This is a genomic window from Arthrobacter sp. MOO21, from assembly GCF_057369995.2.
The window spans coordinates 3,169,094-3,192,416 of the sequence record NZ_CM170671.2 but is presented as its reverse complement, the minus strand read 5'-3'; the positions used below and the strand labels follow the sequence as shown (position 1 = coordinate 3,192,416).

Annotated in this window: 19 protein-coding genes and 2 tRNA genes; 9 read left to right on the top strand and 12 right to left on the bottom strand. The window is 66.8% G+C overall.

Going from position 1 to position 23,323, the window contains the following annotated elements; translation table 11 throughout:
* Positions 1–56: 56 nt before the first annotated feature.
* Positions 57–1,286, bottom strand: coding sequence for a cysteine desulfurase family protein (locus tag AC2JAJ_RS14865; RefSeq protein WP_486415332.1), 1,230 nt, complete (start codon positions 1,284–1,286; stop codon positions 57–59).
* A gap of 9 nt (positions 1,287–1,295) precedes the next feature.
* The gene (locus AC2JAJ_RS14860) at positions 1,296–1,970 is read right to left on the bottom strand and encodes a helix-turn-helix transcriptional regulator (RefSeq protein ID WP_486415333.1); all 675 of its coding nucleotides are present in this window, start codon (positions 1,968–1,970) and stop codon (positions 1,296–1,298) included.
* A gap of 87 nt (positions 1,971–2,057) precedes the next feature.
* Here AC2JAJ_RS14860 and AC2JAJ_RS14855 point away from each other — a divergent pair, with 87 nt between their 5' ends.
* Positions 2,058–2,477, top strand: coding sequence for a hypothetical protein (locus AC2JAJ_RS14855; RefSeq protein WP_486415334.1), 420 nt, complete (start codon positions 2,058–2,060; stop codon positions 2,475–2,477).
* A gap of 104 nt (positions 2,478–2,581) precedes the next feature.
* Here AC2JAJ_RS14855 and AC2JAJ_RS14850 read toward each other — a convergent pair whose 3' ends face one another.
* Positions 2,582–3,283: a hypothetical protein gene (locus tag AC2JAJ_RS14850; protein WP_501053175.1), complete on the bottom strand. Its 702-nt coding sequence runs from the start codon at positions 3,281–3,283 to the stop codon at positions 2,582–2,584.
* Between the two features lie 179 nt (positions 3,284–3,462).
* On the opposite strand from AC2JAJ_RS14850, the gene AC2JAJ_RS14845 reads away from it, so the two are divergent.
* From AC2JAJ_RS14845 to AC2JAJ_RS14830, 4 genes are all read left to right on the top strand, one after another.
* On the top strand, positions 3,463–4,413 hold the full coding sequence (locus tag AC2JAJ_RS14845) for a J domain-containing protein (RefSeq protein ID WP_221386657.1): 951 nt from the start codon (positions 3,463–3,465) through the stop codon (positions 4,411–4,413).
* 21 nt (positions 4,414–4,434) lie between these two features.
* Positions 4,435–4,902, top strand: coding sequence for a tRNA (cytidine(34)-2'-O)-methyltransferase (locus tag AC2JAJ_RS14840; protein ID WP_221386656.1), 468 nt, complete (start codon positions 4,435–4,437; stop codon positions 4,900–4,902).
* A 183-nt stretch (positions 4,903–5,085) separates the two neighbouring features.
* On the top strand, positions 5,086–5,694 hold the full coding sequence (gene sigK, locus AC2JAJ_RS14835; RefSeq protein ID WP_473696839.1) for an ECF RNA polymerase sigma factor SigK: 609 nt from the start codon (positions 5,086–5,088) through the stop codon (positions 5,692–5,694).
* Between the two features lie 10 nt (positions 5,695–5,704).
* Positions 5,705–6,580 (top strand): anti-sigma factor, encoded by an 876-nt coding sequence (locus AC2JAJ_RS14830; RefSeq protein ID WP_486416798.1) that lies wholly within the window; start codon positions 5,705–5,707, stop codon positions 6,578–6,580.
* Positions 6,581–6,642: 62 nt separating this feature from the next.
* On the opposite strand, the gene AC2JAJ_RS14825 is transcribed toward AC2JAJ_RS14830, so the two are convergent.
* The 4 genes from AC2JAJ_RS14825 to AC2JAJ_RS14810 form a co-directional block, all read right to left on the bottom strand.
* Positions 6,643–7,422, bottom strand: coding sequence for a PIG-L deacetylase family protein (locus AC2JAJ_RS14825; RefSeq protein ID WP_486415335.1), 780 nt, complete (start codon positions 7,420–7,422; stop codon positions 6,643–6,645).
* Between the two features lie 4 nt (positions 7,423–7,426).
* Complete coding sequence (locus AC2JAJ_RS14820) at positions 7,427–8,380, bottom strand: electron transfer flavoprotein subunit alpha/FixB family protein (protein WP_486415336.1); 954 nt, start codon at positions 8,378–8,380, stop codon at positions 7,427–7,429.
* A gap of 14 nt (positions 8,381–8,394) precedes the next feature.
* Entirely contained in the window at positions 8,395–9,186 is a 792-nt protein-coding gene (locus AC2JAJ_RS14815) for an electron transfer flavoprotein subunit beta/FixA family protein (protein WP_260323629.1), read from the bottom strand.
* 261 nt (positions 9,187–9,447) lie between these two features.
* Positions 9,448–11,097 (bottom strand): S1C family serine protease, encoded by a 1,650-nt coding sequence (locus AC2JAJ_RS14810; RefSeq protein WP_486415337.1) that lies wholly within the window; start codon positions 11,095–11,097, stop codon positions 9,448–9,450.
* Positions 11,098–11,381: 284 nt separating this feature from the next.
* Here AC2JAJ_RS14810 and AC2JAJ_RS14805 point away from each other — a divergent pair, with 284 nt between their 5' ends.
* From AC2JAJ_RS14805 to AC2JAJ_RS14795, 3 genes are all read left to right on the top strand, one after another.
* Positions 11,382–13,439: a TPM domain-containing protein gene (locus AC2JAJ_RS14805; protein WP_486415338.1), complete on the top strand. Its 2,058-nt coding sequence runs from the start codon at positions 11,382–11,384 to the stop codon at positions 13,437–13,439.
* 107 nt (positions 13,440–13,546) lie between these two features.
* Positions 13,547–14,335, top strand: coding sequence for a PspA/IM30 family protein (locus AC2JAJ_RS14800; protein WP_221386649.1), 789 nt, complete (start codon positions 13,547–13,549; stop codon positions 14,333–14,335).
* A 119-nt stretch (positions 14,336–14,454) separates the two neighbouring features.
* Positions 14,455–15,885 (top strand): cryptochrome/photolyase family protein, encoded by a 1,431-nt coding sequence (locus AC2JAJ_RS14795; protein ID WP_486415339.1) that lies wholly within the window; start codon positions 14,455–14,457, stop codon positions 15,883–15,885.
* Positions 15,886–15,894: 9 nt separating this feature from the next.
* Here the strand turns inward: AC2JAJ_RS14795 and AC2JAJ_RS14790 are convergent, their stop codons facing one another.
* The 5 genes from AC2JAJ_RS14790 to AC2JAJ_RS14770 form a co-directional block, all read right to left on the bottom strand.
* On the bottom strand, positions 15,895–16,827 hold the full coding sequence (locus AC2JAJ_RS14790; protein ID WP_486415340.1) for a cytochrome b/b6 domain-containing protein: 933 nt from the start codon (positions 16,825–16,827) through the stop codon (positions 15,895–15,897).
* Between the two features lie 139 nt (positions 16,828–16,966).
* Positions 16,967–17,040, bottom strand: a tRNA-Met gene (locus AC2JAJ_RS14785).
* 157 nt (positions 17,041–17,197) lie between these two features.
* Positions 17,198–17,271: transfer RNA gene (locus AC2JAJ_RS14780), tRNA-Met, on the bottom strand.
* 132 nt (positions 17,272–17,403) lie between these two features.
* The gene (locus tag AC2JAJ_RS14775) at positions 17,404–20,394 is read right to left on the bottom strand and encodes a UPF0182 family membrane protein (RefSeq protein ID WP_486415341.1); all 2,991 of its coding nucleotides are present in this window, start codon (positions 20,392–20,394) and stop codon (positions 17,404–17,406) included.
* 146 nt (positions 20,395–20,540) lie between these two features.
* Entirely contained in the window at positions 20,541–21,746 is a 1,206-nt protein-coding gene (locus AC2JAJ_RS14770) for a YlbL family protein (protein WP_486415342.1), read from the bottom strand.
* A gap of 136 nt (positions 21,747–21,882) precedes the next feature.
* Here AC2JAJ_RS14770 and AC2JAJ_RS14765 point away from each other — a divergent pair, with 136 nt between their 5' ends.
* Positions 21,883–23,307 (top strand): zinc-dependent metalloprotease, encoded by a 1,425-nt coding sequence (locus AC2JAJ_RS14765; protein ID WP_486415343.1) that lies wholly within the window; start codon positions 21,883–21,885, stop codon positions 23,305–23,307.
* The last annotated feature ends 16 nt before the right edge of the window (positions 23,308–23,323 follow it).

Genomic DNA, 23,323 nt, shown 5'->3' with positions numbered 1-23,323 from the left:
CCTATCCATTCTACGGCTGCAGGCAAATCGGGCAGTGAAGCAGCGTGCAGTGAGGGTCAGGAGCCGCGCAACCCCTGGCGCGCAACGGTACCCGCGGTCTGGATCGAGGACTCGTGCCCTGCCATGCCTGCCTGGCGTGCCCGGGCATAAGCCCCGGGCAGCGCTGCAAGCAAGGCGTCGACGTCGGCCTCGGTGGACGAGTGCCCCAGGCTGAACCGCTGGGCTCCGCGTGCTGTTTCCTCATCCAAGCCCATGGCCAGCAGTACATGGGAGGGCCGGGGGACGCCGGCGGTGCAAGCAGACCCGGTTGACGATTCGATGCCTGCCAAGTCCAGCAGGAACAGTAGCGAGTCCCCCTCGCAGCCGGGGAACGTGAAGTGCGCGTTGCCGGGGAGCCGCCCGTCGCCGACCGCGCCCCGCAGGACCGCCTCGGGGATGTCCCCGCTGATGCCGTCGATCAGCCTGTCACGCAAGGCGGCGATCCGCGCCGCTTCAGCGGGAAGTGCGGCCGTCACGGTCTCCGCCGCGGCAGCAAAGGCCGCGATGGACGCGGTGTCCAGCGTGCCGGAGCGCACGTCGCGCTCCTGGCCGCCGCCGTGCTGCACCGGCGTGAGCTTGACCGAGCGGCCCAGCAGGAGGGCGCCCACACCCACCGGCCCGCCGATCTTGTGCCCCGAGACGGACATGGCGTCGAGGCCGGAGCCCTTGAAGTCCACGGGGACCGAGCCGAACGCCTGGACGGCGTCGGAGTGGACAGGCACGCCGGCGGCATGTGCCAGTTCAACGATCCGCCGCACGGGCTGGATGGACCCCACCTCGTTGTTGGCCCACATGACGGTGACCAGCGCCACGGTCCCGGGTTCGCGGGAGAGTTCAGCGTCGAGGGCATCGAGGTCCAGCACGCCGTCGCCGTCCACGGGCAGCCAGGTCACTTCAGCTCCCTCATGCCGTTCCAGCCATTCCACGGTGTCCAGCACGGCATGGTGTTCGACGGCGGAGCAGAGGATGCGGCGCCGCGCAGGGTCCTCTGCCACCCGGGACCAGTAGAGGCCCTTCACCGCAAGGTTGTCCGATTCGGTTCCGCCGGACGTGAAGATCACCTCGGAGGGGTGGGCGCCGGCAGCGGCGGCAAGAGCCTCCCGCGCGTCTTCCACCGCCCGGCGGGCGCGGCGGCCGGAGGCGTGCAGCGAGGAAGGATTGCCGGTGCGGGCCAGTTCACGCGTCAGGGCGGCCAGCGCTTCCGGGGAGAGCGGGGTGGTGGCAGCGTGGTCGAGATAGACAGGCACCTTGTAATTCTAGGCCGTTCGGCCCGGGCCGGTGATCCTGGCGCAGCAGTGGCCCGCCTCGTCATCACCTGCCACGCGGTCTTCGGGAGTGCCGCAACCTGCCGCAGCGCCGCGGAGGAACGCGCCGTTCATGCCGCACACCACCGCCGGGTGCTGCTGCGAGAGCCGGTGGAAGGGGCAGTTGGGAAGCAGGAAGCCGCCATCCCCGTCGGGCAGGGGCCGGTAGCCTGCCTGCACCAGGAAATCCTCCAGGGACTCCGCCGCCTCGGCCATCTCCCGGCCTCTTCGGTACGACGCCGACTGGAGGGCGCCGGCCACGGGCTCTCCGCCGGAAAGCGAGGTTTCGATCGCGTCCGCCATAAGCTCGCCGGCCAGATCGTAATTCCGGTCCGGAACGGATGCCCCGACTTCTCCCCCCACCGGCCGGTACATTTTGGCGGGCCGCCCGGATCCGGGACCTACCCTGCCCGGCGGCTTGCGGAACTCGACCGTCAGGAGCCCGTCCTGGACCAGTCGGTCCAGGTGGAATGACACGGTACTCCTGGGAAGGTCCACCGCCTCCGCCACCTCGTCACGGCCCACGGGTTGGGGCGAGGCTGCCACCACCTCGAACAGCTGCAGCCGCTTGTCATCTGTCAGGGAGGCAACTGCTGCAATCCTGTCCGCCCATGGTCGTCGGTTCATGGCCCTCCAATCCAAAGTCAAGATCTCTTGATTATAGACCTTGGGCGTCTCTAAAATTGGCATACCTACTTTTAGAAGGAGCCAGCAATGAAAACAGCATCCGCAGTCCGCGCCCACCACGTGCCCACGGCCGAACCGGCACGGCAGGCGTTCCTGCTGCTGCGCACTGTCTTTACCGTTGCGCCAATCCTGTTCGGGTTGGACAAGTTCACGAACATCCTTACGGACTGGACGGTGTACCTGGCGCCGCAGGCCACGGCCATCGTCCCGCTGGCACCCCAGGTGTTCATGTACGTCGTCGGCGTGGTGGAGATCATCGCCGGCATCGCCGTGGCAGTCCGGCCGAAGTTCGGCTCGCTGCTGGTGGCGGCGTGGCTCGCAGGCATCATCGTCAACCTCCTGCTGCTGGGAAGCTTCTACGATGTGGCACTGCGCGACTTCGGACTGCTGGTGGGCGCCCTTGCCCTCAACCGGCTCTCGATCCGTCCCGGGACGGCCAGGGCCTGAGGGCCAGGAGCGCCCGTCCAACAATCCAAAACCCAAGTCCAGCAACCGCCGGCCGGCTGAGCCCTCCGGCACCGGCGGTTCCTGCCTTGGAGGCCGGAGGCCAGTCAGCCCGACGGCGGCAGTACCGGCAGGAAGCGGTTGACGTCGTCCCGGGCCGCACGCAACGAGGCGGCATCCGGACAGGACACCGAAATATAGACCGACGACCCGGCGGTGCCGAAGACCCGCGCAAGGACGGCGGTTGACCTTCCGCCAGGTGCCGTTTGCTCCAGGGCGAGGACTTCCACGTTCCGGCCGGGTTCTTCCGCGGTCCCGCCCCAGTGCAGCGTGGCAGTCTTCAGGTACGTGGGCTGGATAGTGGCGTCGAGGTATTGGTACAGGGCGACGGTGGATTCCCTGTCATCCCCGCGCACCAACGGAGCCTGGCCTGTGCTGGCGCGGGCAGCCACAAGGCAGCCGTCCGACTTCAGGTACTGGCTAAGGCCGGCCACGTTCTCCTTGACCGGTTTCCACCCCGGCGCACGCTTCAACTCGTCCGAGATTCCTACGGGCACCCCCGGAGCCAGCACGCCGCCGGCTGAAAACGGCAGGTCCTGCGCGGCGACGGCCGCTGCGTCATGCCCCGGCGTGATGGTGGGGGTAGACAATGCGGGCGTGCTTGCCGGAGCGGGGGACACGGAGGGGTCCCGGACGTCCACGCTGCAACCGCCCATCAGCACCGCCGCAAGGCCCGCTGTCATGAGCGGCACTCCCCTGCGCCATCCGCTGCCGGCCTGCCCCGCCGTCGTCGGCATGTCCTTCTCCATTCCGCTGCTTTCCCCCGGCCGTTCTCCAGCCGCGCCATCACGAGTCTAGACTCCGGCCCCGCCGGGAACCCGCAGGCCCTGGACAGACGTTGTCCCAGCAGGCCGGCGGACTGTGCTGGCTAGACTGGGCGGGCACTCCGATTCCCCTTTCGGGTGCGCACAAGGATAAGGAAGATTGCTTGACCGAGAGCAGCAGCTCCCACTACCAGGTCCTGCGCGTGGCAGTCACGGCCACGGAAAAGGAGATCAAGGTGGCGTACCGGCGTGCTGCCAGGAAGGCACATCCTGACCACGGGGGCGACGCCGCCGCCTTCCGCCGTGTGACCGCCGCCTACGAGACGCTGATCGACCCCCAACGCCGGAAAGCTTACGACCGTTCCTATGCTGCCGGTACCGCAGGCGGCGCTTCATCCGGCACCGGACCCCATTTCGATGCCCCTGCCGCCGGAAGCCGTGCCTCCGCCACGGTCCACCGGCCCGGCAACGCAAGGAACACTGCGGGGGACCCGGCCGTCTACATCCCGCCATACGACGAAGCCCATCCCACCGGCGTTCCCCTGATCCCCTTCGCCCAGGCCCGCCAGCAGGTTCACGGGATGCCCCGCAAACGGGGAATCTTCGGCGCAGAAGCCCGCATCCAGCGTGAGATGCGCACTGTCCAGCTGCTGGCGCGGCAGGTCCTGCCGGCCATCCCTGCCGCCCGTCTCATCAACGGCCTCCAGTCCCCCGCTGACAACAGCCACATCGACCATGCAGTGCTGTCCGGGTACCGGCTGGCCCTGATTAACTCGATGCTCCTGCCCAAGGGCGCCTATGCCTGGGACGGCCGGACCCTCAACCATGGTGGCCGGGCGGTGGCGCCCCCACAGCTGGGTGCGGTGGTGCGCGCCATGCAGGACATCTTCCCGGAACTCAATGTCACCGGATGGACCGTGGTGCTCAGCCCGGACGGCAACCTCCATGAACCCGTGATCGACCACCACCGGCGGCCGGCCGGCGCGCTTGAGAGCGTCCGGATCGTAAACGCTGCAGGTCTGGTGCGCGGACTGAAGGAATTCCTGGCCTCCGGGCCGGCACCCAACACAGTCAACGTCCCGGTCCTTGCAAGGCTGCTGCGCGGCATGCACTGAGGCGGTGGCTAGGATAGGGAGGTGTTCCGCATCCTGTTCCATGCTCCCGAAATCCCCGGCAACACCGGCAACGCGATCCGCCTTGCCGCCATCACCGGCGCCGAACTGCACCTCGTGGAACCCCTCGGGTTCGACTTCTCCGATGCCAAGCTGCGCCGGGCCGGTCTTGACTACCACGACCTCGCCGTGGTCACCGTGCACAAGTCCATCGAGGACGCCTGGGCCCACCTGAAGCCCGAGCGCGTCTATGCCTTCACATCGGATGGAACGACAAGCTATACGGACGTTGCCTACCAGCCCGGTGACGTACTGATGTTTGGCCGGGAATCTGTCGGCCTGCCAGAGGAGCTGAAGGTCGATTCCCATGTCACGGCAACCGTGCGGCTGCCGATGCTGCCGGCACTACGCTCGCTGAACCTTGCCAATGCGGCCTCGATTGCCGTTTATGAGGCATGGCGTCAGCAGGGCTTCGCCGGCGCCCGGCTGTAGCACCAGGAATTTTTCAAACACGACCCATCCCCGCGCCCCCCTGCGCCGAATGACTGCTGGAAGCATTCGACGGGACCGAGGAGCGGGCAGGTGACATTACTTGAAGGCGGTCCCGGCACCGGGTACCGCCACCTGTCCGGAACTGCCAATAAACCACCCCGGGGGGACTTATGCTTGGGAGTAATGGAAACTCCCAATGCGCCGAATGCCGAGTCCGCCGCAGCGGTGACCGAACCGCCGGTTGACCCGGGCCAACGGCTGTCGGCCCTGCTGGAACGGATTGCCAGGGGGGACCAGGCAGCGTTTGCCGAGTTCTACCAGCTCACTTCGCGCCGCGTTTTCGGCATGGCGCGGCGCGTCCTGATTGACCCCGAACTCAGCGAAGACACCACCCAGGAGGTCTTCCTCCAGGTGTGGCAAAACGCGGCGAAGTTCGATTCCCAGTCCGGGAGCGCCCTTTCGTGGCTGATGACCATCTCCCACCGGCGCGCCGTGGACAAGGTCAGGTCGTCGCAGTCTTCCACTGACAGGGAGGCGAAGTACGGGGCCAGCACGCAGGACGTTGACCATGACACTGTTTCCGAGGAAGTTGGCAGCCGGCTCGAGGCCGAAGCTGTGGTCCGCTGCCTGGAAACACTGACCGAAACACAACAGGAGTCCGTACGCCTCGCCTACTATGGCGGCCTCACCTACCGGGAGGTCGCAGAGCGGCTGAACGCCGCCGTTCCCACCATCAAGTCCCGCATCCGCGATGGACTGATCCGATTGAAGACCTGTCTGGGGGTGAGTTGAGATGAACGGAATGGAGCACGAACGCAAGGGCCGGCCGGGTTCCTTTGGCGACACCGTTGCCATGGACCTCGCCTCCGGCCGCTTCGTCGACCTCGCCGAACTCTATGCCCTCGACGCCGTCACCGGGGAAGAGCGCGGCGCCATCGACGCCTACTTGGCGGGCGCCCCCGACGCTGAGCGCCAAGCCTTCCTCGAGCGGGTCCGCCAGGCCCGTGAAACACTTGCCCGCACCTTCCGCGCCGAGGAGGAGCCGCCGTCGGACCTGTTTGACCGGATCCTGGCGCAATTGCCGGCGCAACTGCCGGCCAGCCTTCCTGCGCAGGACCACGGGCCGGGCGGGAGCACTCCGGCACCCGCCGCGTCCGTCCCGCCGGTGGCCGGGCTGCATGGAGCCACGGACGACCTCGCCAAAGCGCGCCAGCGCCGGGCAGAACGACGCCGGCCTGCCGGGACGCGCCGCTGGCTCGCCGGGGTGGCCGCCGCGGCAGCCATAGCGATCGGCGGCGTAGGCGTCGGCGCCTACCTGGCGGATCAGAACGACCCCGTGAACCAGGTGGTCCGGGCCACCGACGTGCGGGAAGCTTCGGTCAACGTCGCGGGCGGGGGCAAGGCCACCCTCCTGATTTCGTCGTCGCATGACGCTGCGGTGGTGAAGATGAGCGGAGTCCCCGCGCCGCCGTCGGGGAAGGTCTACCAGATGTGGCTCATCCCCAAGGACGGGTCCGCTCCCGTCTCCCAGGGGCTGATGGACGAAAAGGCACTCTCGAAGCCGGCCGTGGTGCAGGGGATCCACTCCGCCGCAGCCTTGGGAATCACCGTGGAGCCGGTCGGCGGGTCCTCGGCCCCAACACTGCCCACGGTCGCCGCGGCCCCTCTCGGCGCCTAACCAGTCAGCTAAACCACAAGCCCCCCCGTTCCTTCCAAGGAACGGGGGGCTTGTTCACTGCCTTAGAAACCCGCGATGGTGCCCGGTCCGTTGATTGCCACCACATTGAAGGCTTCGGCGCTGCGGCCTTCGGGCAGTCCTGCCCGGGCGGCGTTGGCCTGCATGCCGCGCCGCACGGTGGCCTCCATCGCCTCCACATCCGGGTGCTGGCTGACGTGCACGTGGATGGCTTCCAGCTTCGCCTCGACATGGTCAGTGACATCCACGAAGTGGTTTTCGCGTTCCTCCGGCCCCGCATACAGCCACAGCCAGGGGAGCTTGTAAGCGGCCAGCCCGGCGTCGGCCAGTTCAGGGTAGGCGAAAGGGTTCTCCACGGCCGGGTACACGGCGCGGGTCACGGCTTCCCCCACCGCGAGGTGGTCGGGATGGCTTTTCTGGATCCGGTCCCAGTTCCGTTCCGGGTGCATGGAAAGGACGACGTCGGGGCGGATCTGGCGGATCAGCCGCACCACCCCTTTCATCACCTCGTGCGAGGGTTCGAGGTAACCGTCGCGCTGGTGGAGGTAGTGGATGTCGGAGACACCCACGAGCTCGGCGGCGCGGCGCTGCTCAGCGTCGCGCATCGCGATGATGTCCGGCCGGTGGGCGGGGTCGAAGCCCCCGGCGTCGCCATCGGTCATGATGCAGTAGCTCACCTCGACGCCGGCCGCCGTCCAGGCGGCGATGGTGCCCGCGGCTCCGAAGTCGATGTCGTCCGGGTGGGCCGCAAAACAGAGCACCCGCCCAACCCGGTGCGTGTCCGGGTTGAACGGGCCCTGTGCCTTTGTGGTGGAGGCAGTCAAAGATTCAGCCTTTTCGCTTCTTGATCTCCGCGGCGGCCTGCGGCAGGACATCGAAGACGTCGCCCACGATGCCGAAGTCCGCGATTTCGAAGACGGGCGACTCGGCATCCTTGTTGATGGCCACGATAACCTTGGACGTCTGCATGCCGGCCTTCTGCTGGATGGCACCGGAGATACCGGCCGAGATGTAGAGCTGCGGGGACACGGTCTTGCCGGTCTGGCCAACCTGCGCGTCATGGCTGATCCAGCCGGCATCGGTGGCTGCACGGGAGGCGCCCACGGCAGCACCCAGGGCATCGGCGAGCTCTTCCACGGGACCGAAGTCACCGTCCATGCCGCGTCCGCCGGCCACCACGATGCGGGCGTCCGTCAGGTCCGGCCGCCCGGTGGCAACCTTCTGCTCCCGCGCGGTGATGCGGGCAGCCGCGGTGCTGCTTCCGGCGGGAACCTCCACGGTCAGGGCTTCCGGGGTGGCGGGAGCAGCGGCTGGCTCCGGAGTTACGTTGTTGGCCTTCAGGGTCAGCACCGAGACCGGTGTGGTTGCCTTGCAGGCGGTGTTGTAGGAGCCGGCCAGGACCGACTTGTGCGCAGTGCCGTCCGCGTCCACCGCAACGACGTCCGTGATGACGCCGGCGTTCAGGCGGATGCCCAGGCGCGCCGCGATCTCCTTGCCCTCGGGCGAATTGTCCAGCAGGACGATGCCCGCGCCGGCGGCTTCAGCGGCGGCGGCCAGGTAGGCGGCCTTGGGAGCCACCAGGAAGTCGTCCAGGTCATCGGTGGAGGGACGGATGACAGTGCCCACGCCGTACTCGCCGAAAGCGGCCGCGACGCCGTCGGAAAGTTCTCCGTTGAGCGCCACCGCGCTCTCCCCCAGGGAACGCGCCAGGGTCAGCAGCTCCAGGCTGCTCTTCTTCAGCGATGCGCCGGGGTTGTCAATGAATACAAGTACTTTTGCCATGTCGGGGTTCCCTCTTAGAGCAGCTTCTGGGCGGCCAGGAAGTCAACCAGCTTGATGCCGGCGTCGCCTTCGTCGGTGATGATGGTGCCGGCAGTCCGCGGCGGCCGCTGCTCGGCGTTGGTCACGGTGGTCCAGGAGCCGGAAAAGCCCACCTGTGCGGGGTCCACGCCGATGTCGGCCAGGGACAGCGTGGTGATGCTCTTGCGCTTGGCGGCAATGATGCCCTTGAAGTTGGGGTACCGCGGTTCATTGATCTGGTCGGTAACGGACACGACGGCGGGCAGGGTTGCCTCCACCGTTTCGGAGGATGTGTCGGCGTCGCGCCTTGCGGTCAGCCGGCCGCCGTCGACCTCCAGCGAGGAGGCAAACGTGACCTGGGGCAGGCCGAGCCGCTCTGCCAGCTGCGCCGGCACCAGGGAAGTCTCGCCGTCGGTCGACGCCATGCCGGTGATGACCAGGTCCACGTCGCCCAGGTGCCGCACGGCGGCCGCGAGGGCAAGGGAGGTGGCGGCGGCGTCCGAGCCCGCGAGGGCGTCGTCCGTCAGGTGCACACCCTCGGTGGCACCGATCTGGAGCGACTTCTTGATGGCGTTGACAGCCCCGGCCGGCCCCATGCTCAAGGCGATGACCTGGTTGCCGGCCTTGCTGCCGCCGCGCGCTTCCGCCAACTGCAGTGCGGCTTCCAGCGCGTACTCGTCAAGCTCGGACAGAATGCTCTCGTCACGGTCGGTGGTGAAACCCTCGCCGTTGAGGTGGCGGTCGAATTGGGCGTCCGGTACATGTTTGACCAGGACTACGATCTTCAATGTCTCTTCCACTGTATTTACAGCAGCCTTCCATGCTTGTGGACAGCCAGCCGGGTGGGTCATGGCCTCTTGAATGCCCGGCAAACGGGTAAACCCTAGCTAACCATATCGGCGCACGCCTGCGCCCTCTTCCGTTAACGCCTGTGTCAGGCGCCCAACCATGCGGGCATGACGACGGCGGCGTCCCCGCCAGGGTGGGACGCCGCCGTCGTCATATGGGCCGGGACGTGGGCCGCCTTTCGGCGGCAGACGCCTGCCCGGTCAGCTGGCAGCTGCGCCGAGGGTGACGTCGAACGTCTGCTCCTTGCCGTTGCGCAGCACGGTGATCTTCACCGTGGCTCCTGCAGCCTGTTCCCGGACGGCTGCCGTCAGCTCGTTCGGCTCGCCGATGGTGAGGTCGTTGAACTTGGTGATGACATCGCCGACCTTGATGCCTGCCTTGCCGGCCGCCGAGCTGGCGTCCACCGAGGCAACATCGGCTCCGACCGAGAATTCGGATGCAGCGCCGGAGGACGTCTTGGGCTTCACGCTGACACCGAGCTGGCCATGCGAGACCTTGCCGTTGTCAATGAGCTCCTGCGCCACGCGCTTGGCATGGTTGATGGGGATGCTGAAGCCAACGCCGATGTTGCCGCTCTGCGACGACGTGGTGTTGGATCCGGCCGAAGCAATGGCCACGTTGACGCCGATGATCTCGCCCTTGCTGTTGACCAGCGCGCCACCGGAGTTGCCAGGGTTGATGGCGGCGTCGGTCTGGATGACATTGATCGAGATGGACCCCTCGCTGCTGCTCTGCTGGCTCTGGCCGCCGCCCGGAGGCGCGAACTGGAAGCCCTGGTCGCCGCCCTGGGTATCGTCGCCGCCCTTGGGCGCGGCCGAGGAAGCCACGCTGATGGTGCGGTTCAGGGTGGAGACGATGCCGTCCGTCACGGTGCCAGTGAGTCCAAGCGGGGAACCGATGGCGATCGCGGTGTCGCCGACGTTGAGCTTGGAGGAGTCGCCCAAGCTGGCAGGAGTAAGCCCGGAAGCGTTGTCCACCTTGATGACGGCGAGGTCCGAAAGCGGATCCGTGCCCACCAGCTTGGCAGCCAGGACCTTGCCGTCGCTGGTCCGGATTTCGAGGCTCGCGTTGGCAGTCTGGCCATCAAGGGTTACCACGTGTGTATTGGTCAGGATGTGGCCCTGGTCGTCCAGGACGATGCCCGATCCCGTACCCCCCGAGCCGCCGCTCGTCGCGCTGATGGTGACGACACTCGGTGATGCCTTCACGGCCGCCGCAGTGATGGCGTTGACGTCATCCTTGTTGTTGACGATGACGGTGCCCGGCTGGCTGCTGCCACCGATGGTGGACGTGCTGGAACCGGCGTTTCCGAACAGTTCCCCGGAACCGACCGTGGCCACTCCCCCGCCGACAAGGCCAGCGGCGAGGATGCTGGCCACCAGGGTACCGACGCCGAACGTCGCCTTCCGGCGCGGCGCATCCTTCGGGTTGTGGGCCAGGCCAACGCTGCCATGCTGCGCTCCGTGACCGGGCTGGGTGCCGTAATTTTGCGGGCCATACATGTGCGGACCATTCGCTGGGGCACCGTCCGCGGGCTGCCCGTCCTGCTGCCGGCCCTGGCCGTAGGAAGCCTGCTGGCCGTAGAACGGCTGGCGCTGCGGGTACACGGGGCGGGGGCCGGCGGGGATCTCCTGGGTGTTGCCGGCCCCGGTTCCCGGCTGGTCCAGCCGTTCGGTGGGGTTATGGCCCGCAGGGCTGGCAGTGCCGAGGCCGGTGGGGGCGTCTGCGTCCGCATGCTGAGTCGACCCCCGGTAGTCCCCGGACTGCTCCTGGTCGTGCTGCGGCCAGGGATTCCGGTTGCCCGGGCGGTCGCCCTCGGGGACCGGGCCCGGGGTGTGATTCTCAGTCATGGGACTTCCTTTCATCCTTGTCTGCCATTAACTATGGACTGCCCCGCTGGAACAAGTTCGGATGTTTGCTGAGAGCTTCCTGAACGTACCTGCCGCGCCTGGCGCGGTGCCGGTCCGCGTTTCGCTGGCGGCATATTTGCCCGCATGGACTGGGTGTGGGGTGCACCATAGAATCAAGATGAATTGCCACAGCGACCTGCGGCTTCACACCAAGCGTGGGGGCGCTGCTGGATTCGACGACTGATTCGTCCCGAATCGGTGTCAGGCGTGCTGAAGGGTTGCACATGCGGTCAAAGTTCAAACGTATCCTCGCCGTGATCGGCCTTGCCGGATTGCTGGCGGTACCCGCCGGCGCGGCATGGGCCGAAGACCCCGTCACGCTGGACCCCGTCACGAAGATCGTTGATTCCGCCGGCGTCCTGGGAAACAAGAAGGCTGACGTCGAAGCCGCGATCAAAAAGCTGGGCAGCGACCACGCCACGGTTTTGCACGTCGTCACCGTCAAGAAGTTCGAGAATCCGACAGACCGGGAAGCCTGGAGCGACGAAGTGGCGCAGAAGGCAAACCTCGGACCCAATGCGCTGATCTTTGCCATCGCCACTGAGACACGGCAATACATTCTCAACAAGGGTGGAAGCAAGATCACCACCGCCCAGTTGGACAACATCAAGAGCACTGCCATCGCACCGCAGCTGGCAAATGGTGATTATGCACAGGCGGCCATAGATGCCGCGTCGGCCATTGGTGACGCCGCAAGTGGTGGCAGTGGCAAGCTGCCTTCCGGGGACGGGGCAGGAGCAGCGGTGCTCGTCGGTGCCGGGGTTGTCGTCGCTGGCGGCGGCGCCTACCTCTATTACCGCAACCGGCGGAAGAAGGCTGCCGCCGGACAGGCATCCAGCGGCAGCTACGGCCCCCAGGGTGCCGAGCTGGACCCGTTGGCCTCCCTCAGCGTCGAGGAGCTGCGGCGCAAGAGCGGCTCGCTGCTGATTGAGGCCGATGACGCCATCAAGTCAAGCGAGCAGGAACTTGGCTTCGCCCAGGCACAGTACGGCGACTCCGCCGTCGGCAATTTCACGAAGGCGCTCGAGGACGCCAAGGCGCACATGAGTGAATCCTTCAAGCTGCAGCAGCAGCTTGACGACCACATCCCGGACACCGAGGAGCAGCAGCGCACCTGGCTGGGCGAGATCATCCGGCGTTCCGAAGCCGCCCTTGCCTCGCTTCAGGAGCAGAAGGCGGACTTCGACTCCCTGCGCGAGCTGGAGAAGAACGCCCCGCAGGCCCTCGACGCCGTCAACGACGGCGCCCAGCAGGCGGATGGGAAAATTGCCAGCGCGGAACAGTCCCTGACGGCGATGCGGTCAAAGTACGCCGACAGTGCCCTCGCTCAGGTGGCGGACAACATCGTGCAGGCCAAGGAACGCCTGGCCTTTGTACAGAACGCCTCCGCCACGGCGCAGCAGAAGCTCGGCGAGGGCGAAGGAAGCATGGCTGCGGTAGCTGTCCGTGCTGCCGAAGAGAGCCTGCACCAGACCAACGTCCTGCTCGATGCCATCTCGAAGGTTGCCGGCAACCTCGACGAGGCCCGCAACAGCCTCGAGGGGGCCGTGGTGGACACCTCGCAGGACCTGGCCCAGGCAAAGGCCATGATCCAGTCCGGCGCCCACGCCGAATTGGCCGGGCCGGTGGCAGCCGTGGAGGCGGCACTCGCGCAGGTCAAAACCGAAATCCAGGGCGGAAAGATCGACCCCATAGCCACCCTCCAGCGGGTGGAAGGCGCCCACCAGACGCTGGACCAGGCGCTCACCGGCATCCGCGACCAGCAGGAGCAGGCCCGGCGTGCACAGGCTTCCCTGCAGCAGACCATCATGTCCGCCCAGGCCCAGATCAGTGCCACCTCCGACTACATCACCGCCCGGCGCGGCGGGGTGGGCACCGAGGCCAGGACCCGGCTGGCTGAATCGCAGCGGAACCTCGACTACGCCCTGTCGATTGCACGCACCGATCCCGTCACGGCCCTCACCTACGCACGGCAGGCCCACGCGCTGGCTGCACAGGCTGCCCAGCTGGCCCAGGCCGACGTGGACCACTTCGGTGGCTATGCCAACCAGGGTTACGGCCGTGGCGGCATGTTTGGCGGCGGCGGAGGCGGGGGCCTGGGCGGCGCCATACTCGGCGGCATCCTGATCAACTCCATCCTCAATGGCGGCCACGGCGGCTGGGGCGGCGGAGGTGGCTGGGGCGACGGCGGAGGTGGCGGCGGCTGGGGCGGCGACGGCGGCGGCTTCGGCGGCGATGGAGGCGGCTGGGGCGGCGACTCTGGCGGCGGAGGAGACTTCTGACCAGCGAAAGGCAGGTCGGCCAGGAATAGTCTGGACGATTATAGGCAGTACACCACTGTGCACCGGTTCCCAGTGGTCAACACAGAGCAGGACGAAAGGCAAACACCATGGTTAAGCAGTCCATTTTCGGCCGGATCGCGCAGCTGGCGAAGGCGAACATCAACACCTTGCTGGACAACGCCGAGGATCCGCAGAAGATGCTGGACCAGATGGTCCGCGACTACACCAACAACATCGCTGAGGCAGAGTCCGCCGTCGCGCAGACCATCGGCAATCTTCGGATGCTCGAAGACGACTACAACGAAGACGTCAAGAACGCCCGGGACTGGGGAAACAAGGCCCTGGCAGCGTCCCGCAAGGCCGATGAGTTCCGGTCCGCCGGCGATGTTGCCGACGCCGAGAAGTTCGACAACCTTGCCAAGGTGGCCCTGCAGCGGCAGATCGCTGCCGAGAACGAAGCCAAGGGCGCGGAACCGAGCATCGCTTCCCAGCGCGAAGTGGTGGACAAGCTGAAGACCGGCCTTGAGCAGATGAAGAACAAGCTCAACCAGCTGACCAGCAAGCGCAACGAACTGGTGGCCCGGTCCAAGACGGCCGCTGCGCAGTCCCAGGTCCACGACGCCATCAAGAGCATCGACATCATGGACCCCACCAGCGAGGTGGGCCGCTTCGAGGAGAAGATCCGCCGCGAAGAGGCAAAGGTCCGCGGACAGCAGGAACTTGCCGCGTCCAGCCTCGACGCACAGTTCAACCAGCTGGAGGACCTGGGTGAGCAGACGGAGATCGAAGCCCGCCTGGCCGCCCTGAAGTCCGGCGGCGCCAAGCCGGCTCTCGGTGCGGGCAGCCCGGCAGCAGCCGGCTCCACCGTGGACGAGGCCGACTTCGACAAGCTCTGATCCGCGGGAGACGCTTCCTTGACACATGGCCAAGGGCCGGGACCAACGTCCCGGCCCTTAGCCATGTCCCTGCTCGGTACCGTCCCGCTGTGTACCGTCCCACTGTGTACCGTGGTGGCATGGCTGCTTCTCCCGATGGAACATCCCTGGTCTGGCTGCGCGATGATCTGCGGCTGGACGACAACCCGGCCTTGGCAGAGGCGGCCCGGCTGGGCAATCCCACCACCGTGGTCTACATCCTGGACGAGGAGTCCGAAGGGGTGCGGCCGCTGGGCGCGGCTGCCCGCTGGTGGCTGCACCATTCCCTGGATGCTCTTGCCGCCGGGTTGGCGGCCAGGGGCTCGCGCCTGGTGCTTCGCCGGGGACCCGCGGGCGATGTCATCCGGAAACTTGCCGCCCAGACCAACGCCGGAAACCTTTTTTGGAACCGCAGGTACGGCCTTCCGGAGCGGACCATCGATGCCGGCCTCAAGGACTGGGCCGGAGAGAACGGGATCGAAGCCTCCAGCTTCCAGGCCAACCTCCTGTTCGAACCCTGGACGGTCCGCACCGGCGCCGGCGGGTACTACAAGGTCTACTCCCCCTTTTGGCGGGCCTGCCTCGCGTCGCATGACGTCCGCGATCCCCTGGACGCCCCGGAGGTGCTGCCGGAACCTGCCGCCTCCGGACGGGGCCTCCCGGCCAGCGACGCACTGGGCGGCTGGAAGCTGCTGCCGACCTCGCCCGACTGGAGCGGCGGCTTGGCGGACACGTGGGAACCAGGTGAACAAGGTGCGGCGCACCGGCTCACGGACTTCCTGGACGGCCCCATCGAGGAATACGGCACCGGCCGGAACATCCCGGGTGTCGAAGGAACCAGCCGGCTCTCACCCCATTTGCGCTTCGGCGAGGTCAGCCCCTTCCGCGTATGGCGCGAGATCCGGCGACGCCACCCCCGCAAGGTCCCCTCCGACGTCGGAATCTTCCGTTCGGAGCTGGGCTGGCGGGAGTTCAACTGGCACCTGCTGTACCACAACCCGGACCTTGCCACCCGGAACTTCCGGCCGGCGTTCGACAAGTTCCAGTGGGCCTCCCCGAACCAACAGGAGCTGGAGTCCTGGCAACAAGGGAAGACCGGCTACCCCCTGGTGGACGCCGGCATGCGGCAACTCTGGGAGACCGGGTGGATGCACAACCGGGTGCGCATGGCGGCTGCGTCCTTCCTGGTCAAGAACCTGCTGACGGACTGGCGCGTCGGCGAGGAATGGTTCTGGGACACCCTGGTGGACGCCGACGCCGCCAACAACCCGGCCAACTGGCAGTGGGTGGCGGGGTCGGGTGCAGATGCCTCGCCGTACTACCGCATCTTCAACCCGGTGACGCAGAGCAGGAAGTTCGACCCCGATGGCCGCTACCTGCGCCAGTTCATCCCCGAACTCGCTGGTGTCGAAGGCAGGACCATACACGAACCCTGGACGGCGGAGACGGATGGCTACCCGAAACCGTTGGTGGAGCTGCCGGAATCACGGGAACGGGCCCTGGCGGCCTACCAGAAGCTCAAGGACGACTGACGGGGCAGGTCAGCGGCTGACCTTGCCCATGAGCGAGGCAATGGGCCGCAGGAAGATCGGCCGGGCGAGGAACCAGGCGGCTGCCATCACCACGACGGACGCCAGGAACACCCAGAAGCCGAACCAGGTGTCGTCGTCGCGGACCCCGTACATGTGGTTCAGGTTGCGCAGCGCACCCGTGGCCAGGACGAGGAAGACGTGGACCACGATGAAGGCCACAAAGTAGACCATCACCGGGAAGTGTACGGCGCGGGCCCATTCGATGGGGTACGCCTTGTTCAGGCCCTGGGCCTTCTTCGGCCATGCGGAGGACATCCTGAGGCCCGTGATGAACGCCAGCGGCGCGGCAATGAAGACGGTGGCGCAGTACGTCAGGAGCTGCAGCGCGTTGTAGTTGATCCAGCCGTCTTCAGTGGGCCAGTCCAGCGACGCGTACTGGAGCGCGGCCGACAGCGCATTGGGAAAGATGTCCCAGCTGGTCGGGACGATGCGGGTCCATTGCCCGGTGGCGAACAGCAGGACCGCGAAAACCAGCCCGTTCAATACCCAGAGGGCGTCCAGGGTGAGGTGGAACCACAGCTCCAAGGTGATCTTGGTGGGCGCGTTCTTCGTGCGGATGAGGCCCTTGTTGTTCCGGGTCCAGTGGCCGCTCGGTTTGGTGGTGGTGCGCACCTGCCAGCCGGTGCGGATGATCAGGAGCAGGAAGAACGCATTGAGGAAATGCTGCCAGGCCAGCCACGCAGGGAACCCGACCGGAGCATTGTCCGGCAGTTCGGACTGGCCCGGGTAGGTGGCGAGGAAGGAGGCGACGGCGGGAAGCCCCACGAGCAGCCTGGCGATCAGCACCACCAGGACGAGCCCCACGAGGACGGCGGGAACCGCCCAGTAAAGCCGGTTCCGCTTCCCCGTCGCGGTGCCGGGCTTCTTCGTGGATGTGGCCATGGAACAACATACCTCTCAGGAATGACTGCGGGCCGCCCACAGATTGTGAGGCCCTGCGAAAGAGAATACTAGGAACTGCAGGCATCCAAGGAAAAAGAAGGCCCCGCCCGGCGTAATCGCCGGGCGGGGCCTTCATAAGTTGCGGGGACAGGATTTGAACCTGTGACCTCTGGGTTATGAGCCCAGCGAGCTACCGAACTGCTCCACCCCGCGTCGCTCGAACAACACTACCCTACTTTTGCGGCCGGCGCGTCCACCGCCGCCCCGGTCCCCGGGTGGGATCAGCAGCGTCCCCGGGGATCCCCCCGGGGAGCAAAATGGCAAAGCAAAAGGCCCGGACACTGTTTCCAGTGTCCGGGCCTTTCTCCAGTTGCGGGGACAGGATTTGAACCTGTGACCTCTGGGTTATGAGCCCAGCGAGCTACCGAACTGCTCCACCCCGCGTCGCAAGAACTACTTTACCGGCAGGTGAACCTGGGGCCAAATCCTGGCGGCGTGACGTCCGTTACGCCAGCCCGGCATCCGCTCCCCCTGGGCGCGGACACCGGGCTGCCGCCGTCGAACTGCCTGACGGTGCTACTTGCCTGCGGACGGCGACGGCGATGGAGATGCCGACGGTACAGGGGTGGCCTCCGGAGCGGTCACCGGGATCTTGGCCTCAGCGTCCATGGCTTTCTGCAGGGCTGCGGCGATCCTCTTCTGTGCTTCGCCGTACGCTGCGAAGTCACCGGCCGCCAGCGCCGACTGGCCGGCCTGGATGGCGGAGTTGGCCTCATCGAGGGCCGCCTTCAGCTGCGCCTTGGCGTCCGCTGCAGCGGGCGTTGCGGGCGCGGCGGGGCCTGCCGGAGTCTGGCCGTTGTTGGCCGAGTCGCCGGCCGCGGCACCCGAGTCACCGCCGAAGAGCTGCTTCAGCGCGGCATCGAGCGTCGGCGCGAAGCCCACCTTGTCACCGAAAGCCACCAGCACACGCTGGAGGGTGGGGTACGAGGTCTCACCGGTGGACTTCAGGTACACGGGCTGGACGTAGAGGATGCCACCGCCCACGGGCAGGGTGAGCAGGTTGCCGTTCAGCACGTCCGAGGCACCCTGTCGCAACAGGTTAAGGGCCTGGGAAACAGTGGGATCGGAGTTGAACTTGTTTTGCGCCTGCCCGGGGCCGGGCACCTGGGTTTCCGGCGGGATCTGCAGCAGCCGCAGCTTGCCGTAGCCCTCGGCCTTCACCCCGGCCTGGTTCCCCGCGTCGGAGTCGGCGGCGAGGAAGCCGTAGAGGACGTTGCGGGCGTTTCCGTTCACAATCTGCGGGATGAAGGAGGACGTCAGCTGGAACGCAGGCTTCTCCTGGTCCGGCATCTGCAGCGACATGTAGAACGGCGGCTGCTTGACGTCCGTGTTGGAATTCACCGTGGGGTCGGCAGGCACGCTCCACGCGTCATTGTTCTTGTAGAAGCTGCGCGGATCGGTCACGTGGTACTGGCCCAGCAGTTCGCGCTGGACCTTGAACAGGTCCTCCGGGTACCGGACGTGGCTCATCACGGCGCCGGACATTTCCGTGTACGGCTTCACAGAGGCCGGGAAGACCTTTTGCCACGCCTTCAGCACGGGATCCGTGTCATCCCAGGCGTAGAGGGTGACGGACCCGTCGTAGGCATCCACCGTGGCCTTGACCGAGTTGCGGATGTAGTTCACGGTGCTGTTGGGCAGCGCCACGGCCCTGCCCGTCGTGGTCTGGGTGTCGGCGGTGGCCTCCGACAACTGCTTCTGCTGCGAGTACGGGTAGTACTGGCTGGTGGTGTAGCCGTCCACGATCCATTTCACCCGTCCGTCCACCACGGCCGGGTAGGCATTCCCGTCGACCGTGAGGTAGGGCGCAACCTTCTGGACGCGTTCGCGGGGGCTGCGGTCGTACAGGATCTGCGACTCGGGGTTCACGCCGTCCGAAAGCAGCAGGTCCGAAGACTGGAACTTGATGGCGTAGAGGACTTTATTGAAGAAGGAACCGACGTTCGGCCCGCCGTTGCCCTGGAACGTGTACTGGGTTTCGCCGCCTTCACGGCCCGTCGGCCGGTCCTGTTCGCGCGGCGTTGCGCCTTCCGGGGCGCCGACGATGGAGTATTCCGGGGAGGATTCGCCGAAATAGATTCTGGGCTCGTACGTGGAGTCGTTGCCCAGCACACCCGTGGAGGGGATGCCGGACTGGAGGAAGTCAGGCTTGCCGTCCACTGTGAACTTGTTGCCCTTGGCGGCCACGACACCGTAACCGTGCGTGTACACCACGTGCTGGTTGAGCCAGCCCTGCTGGTTGCTGGCAACGTTGGCCGGGTTCAGTTCACGCACCGCAATCACGGTGTCCTGGATCTTCCCGTCCACTTCGTAGCGGTCAACGTTCAGGGCCTCAGGGAACTGGTAGTACGGGCGGTACTGTTCCAGCTGCGCGAACGCGTCGGAGATCAGGTTCGGGTCGAGGAGCCGGATGTTGGCCGTCGTCTGCGCATCGGGAGCGAGGGCGCCCGTGTTGGCGGTATTCGTGGCTTCGTAACGGGTTTCCTGGATGCCGTCCAGGCCGTAGGCCCTGCGGGTGTTGTCGATGTTGCGTTGGATGAACTCCTTCTCCAGCGTTTCTTCCGACGGACGGACCTGGAACTGCTGGATCACCCAGGGGTAGACGCCGCCGGCCAGGATGGACGTGATGATCAGCATGGCCGTGCCGATGACCGGCAGGCGCCAGCGGCCGATCACCGCAGCAACGATGAACAGGACCGCGACGAGCACGGCGGCCACGGCGAGGATGGCCTTGGTGGGAATGACGGCATTGACGTCCGTGTAGAGGGCACCTGCCCATCGGCCACCGTTGCTTTGCACCGACGAGTAGCGGTCCAGCCAGAAGTTCACGCCCAGGAGCACCAGGAACGCAGCGCCGGTAACGGCGATATGGATCTGGGCGGCACGGCTGGTGAACACGCCGCGCTCCATCAGGCGGATGCTGCCGTACAGGTAGTGGGTCAGGATGCCGGCGATGCCCGCGATGACCACCACGCTGATCAGGAAACCGGTCACAAAGCCCAGGAACGGCAGCGTCATCAGGTAGAAGCTGATGTCCAGGTTGAACTGCGGGTCCGTCTGGTTGAAGCCCACCTGGTTGAAGAAGAGCAGCACCTTCTGCCACTGGCTCGCGGCGGCGCTGCCGGCGAACAGGCCAAAGAGGATCGGAAGGCCGACCATGACCACACGGCGGACCGGCTCAAGCTGCGCCTGGTAGCGGTTGAGGTTGTCCCGGATCTCCGAGTCCGGCGCGTAGACGGGCCGGGAGTTGTAGGCGATGCGGATCGCGAAGAACACGGCCGCGAACATGATCGCGAAGCCCGCCGCGAAGGTGGCGATCTTCGCCAGGTTTTCGGTGAGGAACACCTCGATGAAGCCCAACTGCCGGTACCAGAGGACGTCGGTCCAGACATTGGCGAAGAAGATGAAGCCCACAACCACCAGGGCAACAACGATAAGGGTGGGGGTCAGCGCGCCGCGCCGGGAAGGGGGTCTGCCTGTGGACGTGGTGCTGGCGGGACGGGACAAACTGGGTACCTCATAGCTGGTCGTCAGAATATTCGAAGCGTGCGTGCGGGCGACGTCCGGTACCGGTGAAACCGCTGGTCACGTCCGTCATCTTTGCCACGAGTGGCGGTAAAGCTTAGTTCCTGTCGAGTCTAATTGGGCCCAGTCTAGTTGTGCCCGGACTCGTTGCCCGCGCAGGCGGGCAGCCCGGCGGTGTCCTGCCCGCTGCCGGCGACCTCCACGGCATGCCGTGCCTCGGCCAGGTTTTCCACCCGTACTACCTGGAGGCCGTCGGGGATGCGGCCCGCCACCTCGTCGCAGTTCGACGCCGGCGCGAGGAAAAGGGTGGCGCCTGCAGACCGCGCTCCCCGCATCTTTTGCCCGATGCCCCCGATGGGTCCCACGGCACCGTCCGGCGAGATGGTACCGGTGCCCGCAATGTGCTTGCCGCCGGTCAGGTCTCCCGGCGTGACAGTGTCGATAATGCCCAGCGAAAACATCAGCCCCGCACTGGGTCCGCCCACCTTGTCCAGGGAGATCTGTACGTCGAAGGGGAAACTGAACAGGTACTTGAGCATGACGCCGAGGATGAACCGGCCCTGGCCATTGTCCTTCGGGTTGACCTCCACCGTGACCGGCTGTCCGCCGCGGTCCACCGTGACCGAGGCCGGAGCGCCCTTGCCCGCGGCCAGCTCATCCTGGATGACGGCAAGCGAGGTGATGTCCTTGCCGTTGATGGACTTGAGGATGTCCCCCTTTTCAATCCTGCCGGCGGAGGGCGAATCCTGGGAGAGGCCGGCGGCCTGGAGCTGCTGGCCGAAGGGAACCTTCAGTTCATGCAGCGCGGAGGCCACGGCGTTCTCCTGCGAGGTGGTCATGGCCACCGCGCTCTGCTCCTGGGCTTCCTCCTTGGTGGTGCCTGTCGGGTAAATCAATTCCACCGGGTACACCGATTTGGAGCTGTCCAGCCAGGCTGAGAAAGCGCCGAGGATGCTGACCGTGCCCGTGGGACCGCCGTCGACATACACCGTGGTCAGGTCCAGGCTGCCGGACGCCGGGTAGGTTTCGTGGCCGGTGACGTGGATGACCGGACGCCCCTGGCTCTCGCCAAGGGTGTTGTAGGTGGGGCCTGGCGACTCAATGACGTAGGGCACCGGCAGCGTGCCCACCGCAATACCCAGCCCCAGGGACGCCAGCCCGGCAACCATCATGGTGGAAACGCGCCTGCCCCGGGCACCGCCGTCGGCCGCTCCCGCGGCTCCCCAGCCCTGTCCGCCCAGGAGGCCCTCCGCGCGGACGGGCGGCGTGCCTGCGGGGAAAGAAACGTCGGGAACCTGGTCCTCGGAGGGGTGGCCGCCACGGGTTGTAGTCACCCCATCAACAGTACGCGGTGGCAGCCTGCCGGCGTGCTTTGCCTAGAGCGAACGACGGCGGCGGGCGGCAGACAGCCGACCCCCACCGGGGTACCGTGAAGGTTGATTAACAGTCACACCGACGATCGGCGGGATCATGACCTCCAATCCACTTAATCCGTCCAACGGCGACGACAACCCCAAGGATCCGTTGACCGAGATGCTGCAGAACCTCATGGGGGGCAAGGGGATGGAGAACTTCGACCCCGCCGAGCTCGCCAAGGCCGCCGGCCTGCCGAACGATCCCAACCTGCTGGCGCAGATGTTTTCCCAAGTGCAGGCCATGATGAGCGCACCGACGGAGGGACCCGTCAACTGGACCCTTGCGCATGACAATGCCCGGCGCGTGGCCGCCAGCAGCTCCGACCCCTCGGTGACAGCGCAGCAGTCGCGGGACGTCGACGAGGCGCTGCGCCTCGCGGAGCTCTGGCTCGACCCCGTCACGGACCTGCCCGCCACCGGGCTGATCGGCCGCGCCTGGTCGCGTGCAGAATGGGTGGAAGCCACCCTGGGTACGTGGAAGCGGCTGACCGAGCCCGTGGCAAACAGCATCGCCAATGCGCTGTCCTCCGCCATGACTGAGCAGATGCCCGAGGAAATGAAGTCCATGATGGGCGGCGCCTCCTCGATGCTGCAGAACATGGGCGGCGCCATCTTCGGCATGCAGCTTGGCCAGGCCATTGGGGCCCTGTCCGCCGACGTCGTCAGCTCCACCGACATCGGCGTCCCGCTCGCCGACCTCGAAATGGCCCTGCTGCCTACGAACGTTGCCGCGTTTGGCGAGGGGCTGTCGCTGCCCGAAAACGACATCCGCCTGTTCCTTGCGGTCCGGGAGGCCGCCCACGCCCGCCTCTTCGTGCAGGTTCCGTGGCTGCGCGGCCACCTCCTCGGCGCCATCGAGGCATACGCCCGCGGCATCCACATTGACACCTCCCGTATCGAGGAGCTCGCCCGCGATCTGGATCCCAGCAATCCCGAAGGCATCCAGGAGGCCCTGTCCCAGGGCGTCTTCATGCCGCAGCGGACCCCGGCGCAGGAGCAGGCCCTTGAGAAGCTCGAGACTGCGCTCGCCCTCGTGGAGGGCTGGGTGGATGAGCTCACCGCTGCCGCCACCGAAAAGGTGCTGCCCTCCGCGGGCGCGCTGCGGGAAACGGTGCGCCGCCGCCGGGCGACGGGGGGACCTGCCGAGCACGCCTTCGCTTCCCTGGTGGGCCTGGAACTGCGCCCGCGCAGGCTCCGCGACGCCGCGACCCTGTGGGCCGCGCTGAAGGAAGAGCGGGGCATCGAAGGACGGGACGCCATCTGGCACCACCCCGACCTCCTGCCCACCGCCGAGGACCTGGACGATCCCAAGGGCTTCAGTGCCCGCCGGAAGCTCGCCGAGGCCAGCGACAGCGAGGTGGACGACGCCCTGCAGAAGCTGCTCAGCGGCGGCTTCGACGATGCGCCCGGCACCGATGACGCCGGCGGCACCGACAGGAACAAGGACGACGACGGCGGGCCGGACCAGCCCAAGGGCTGAGGCTGCCTGGGGGCCA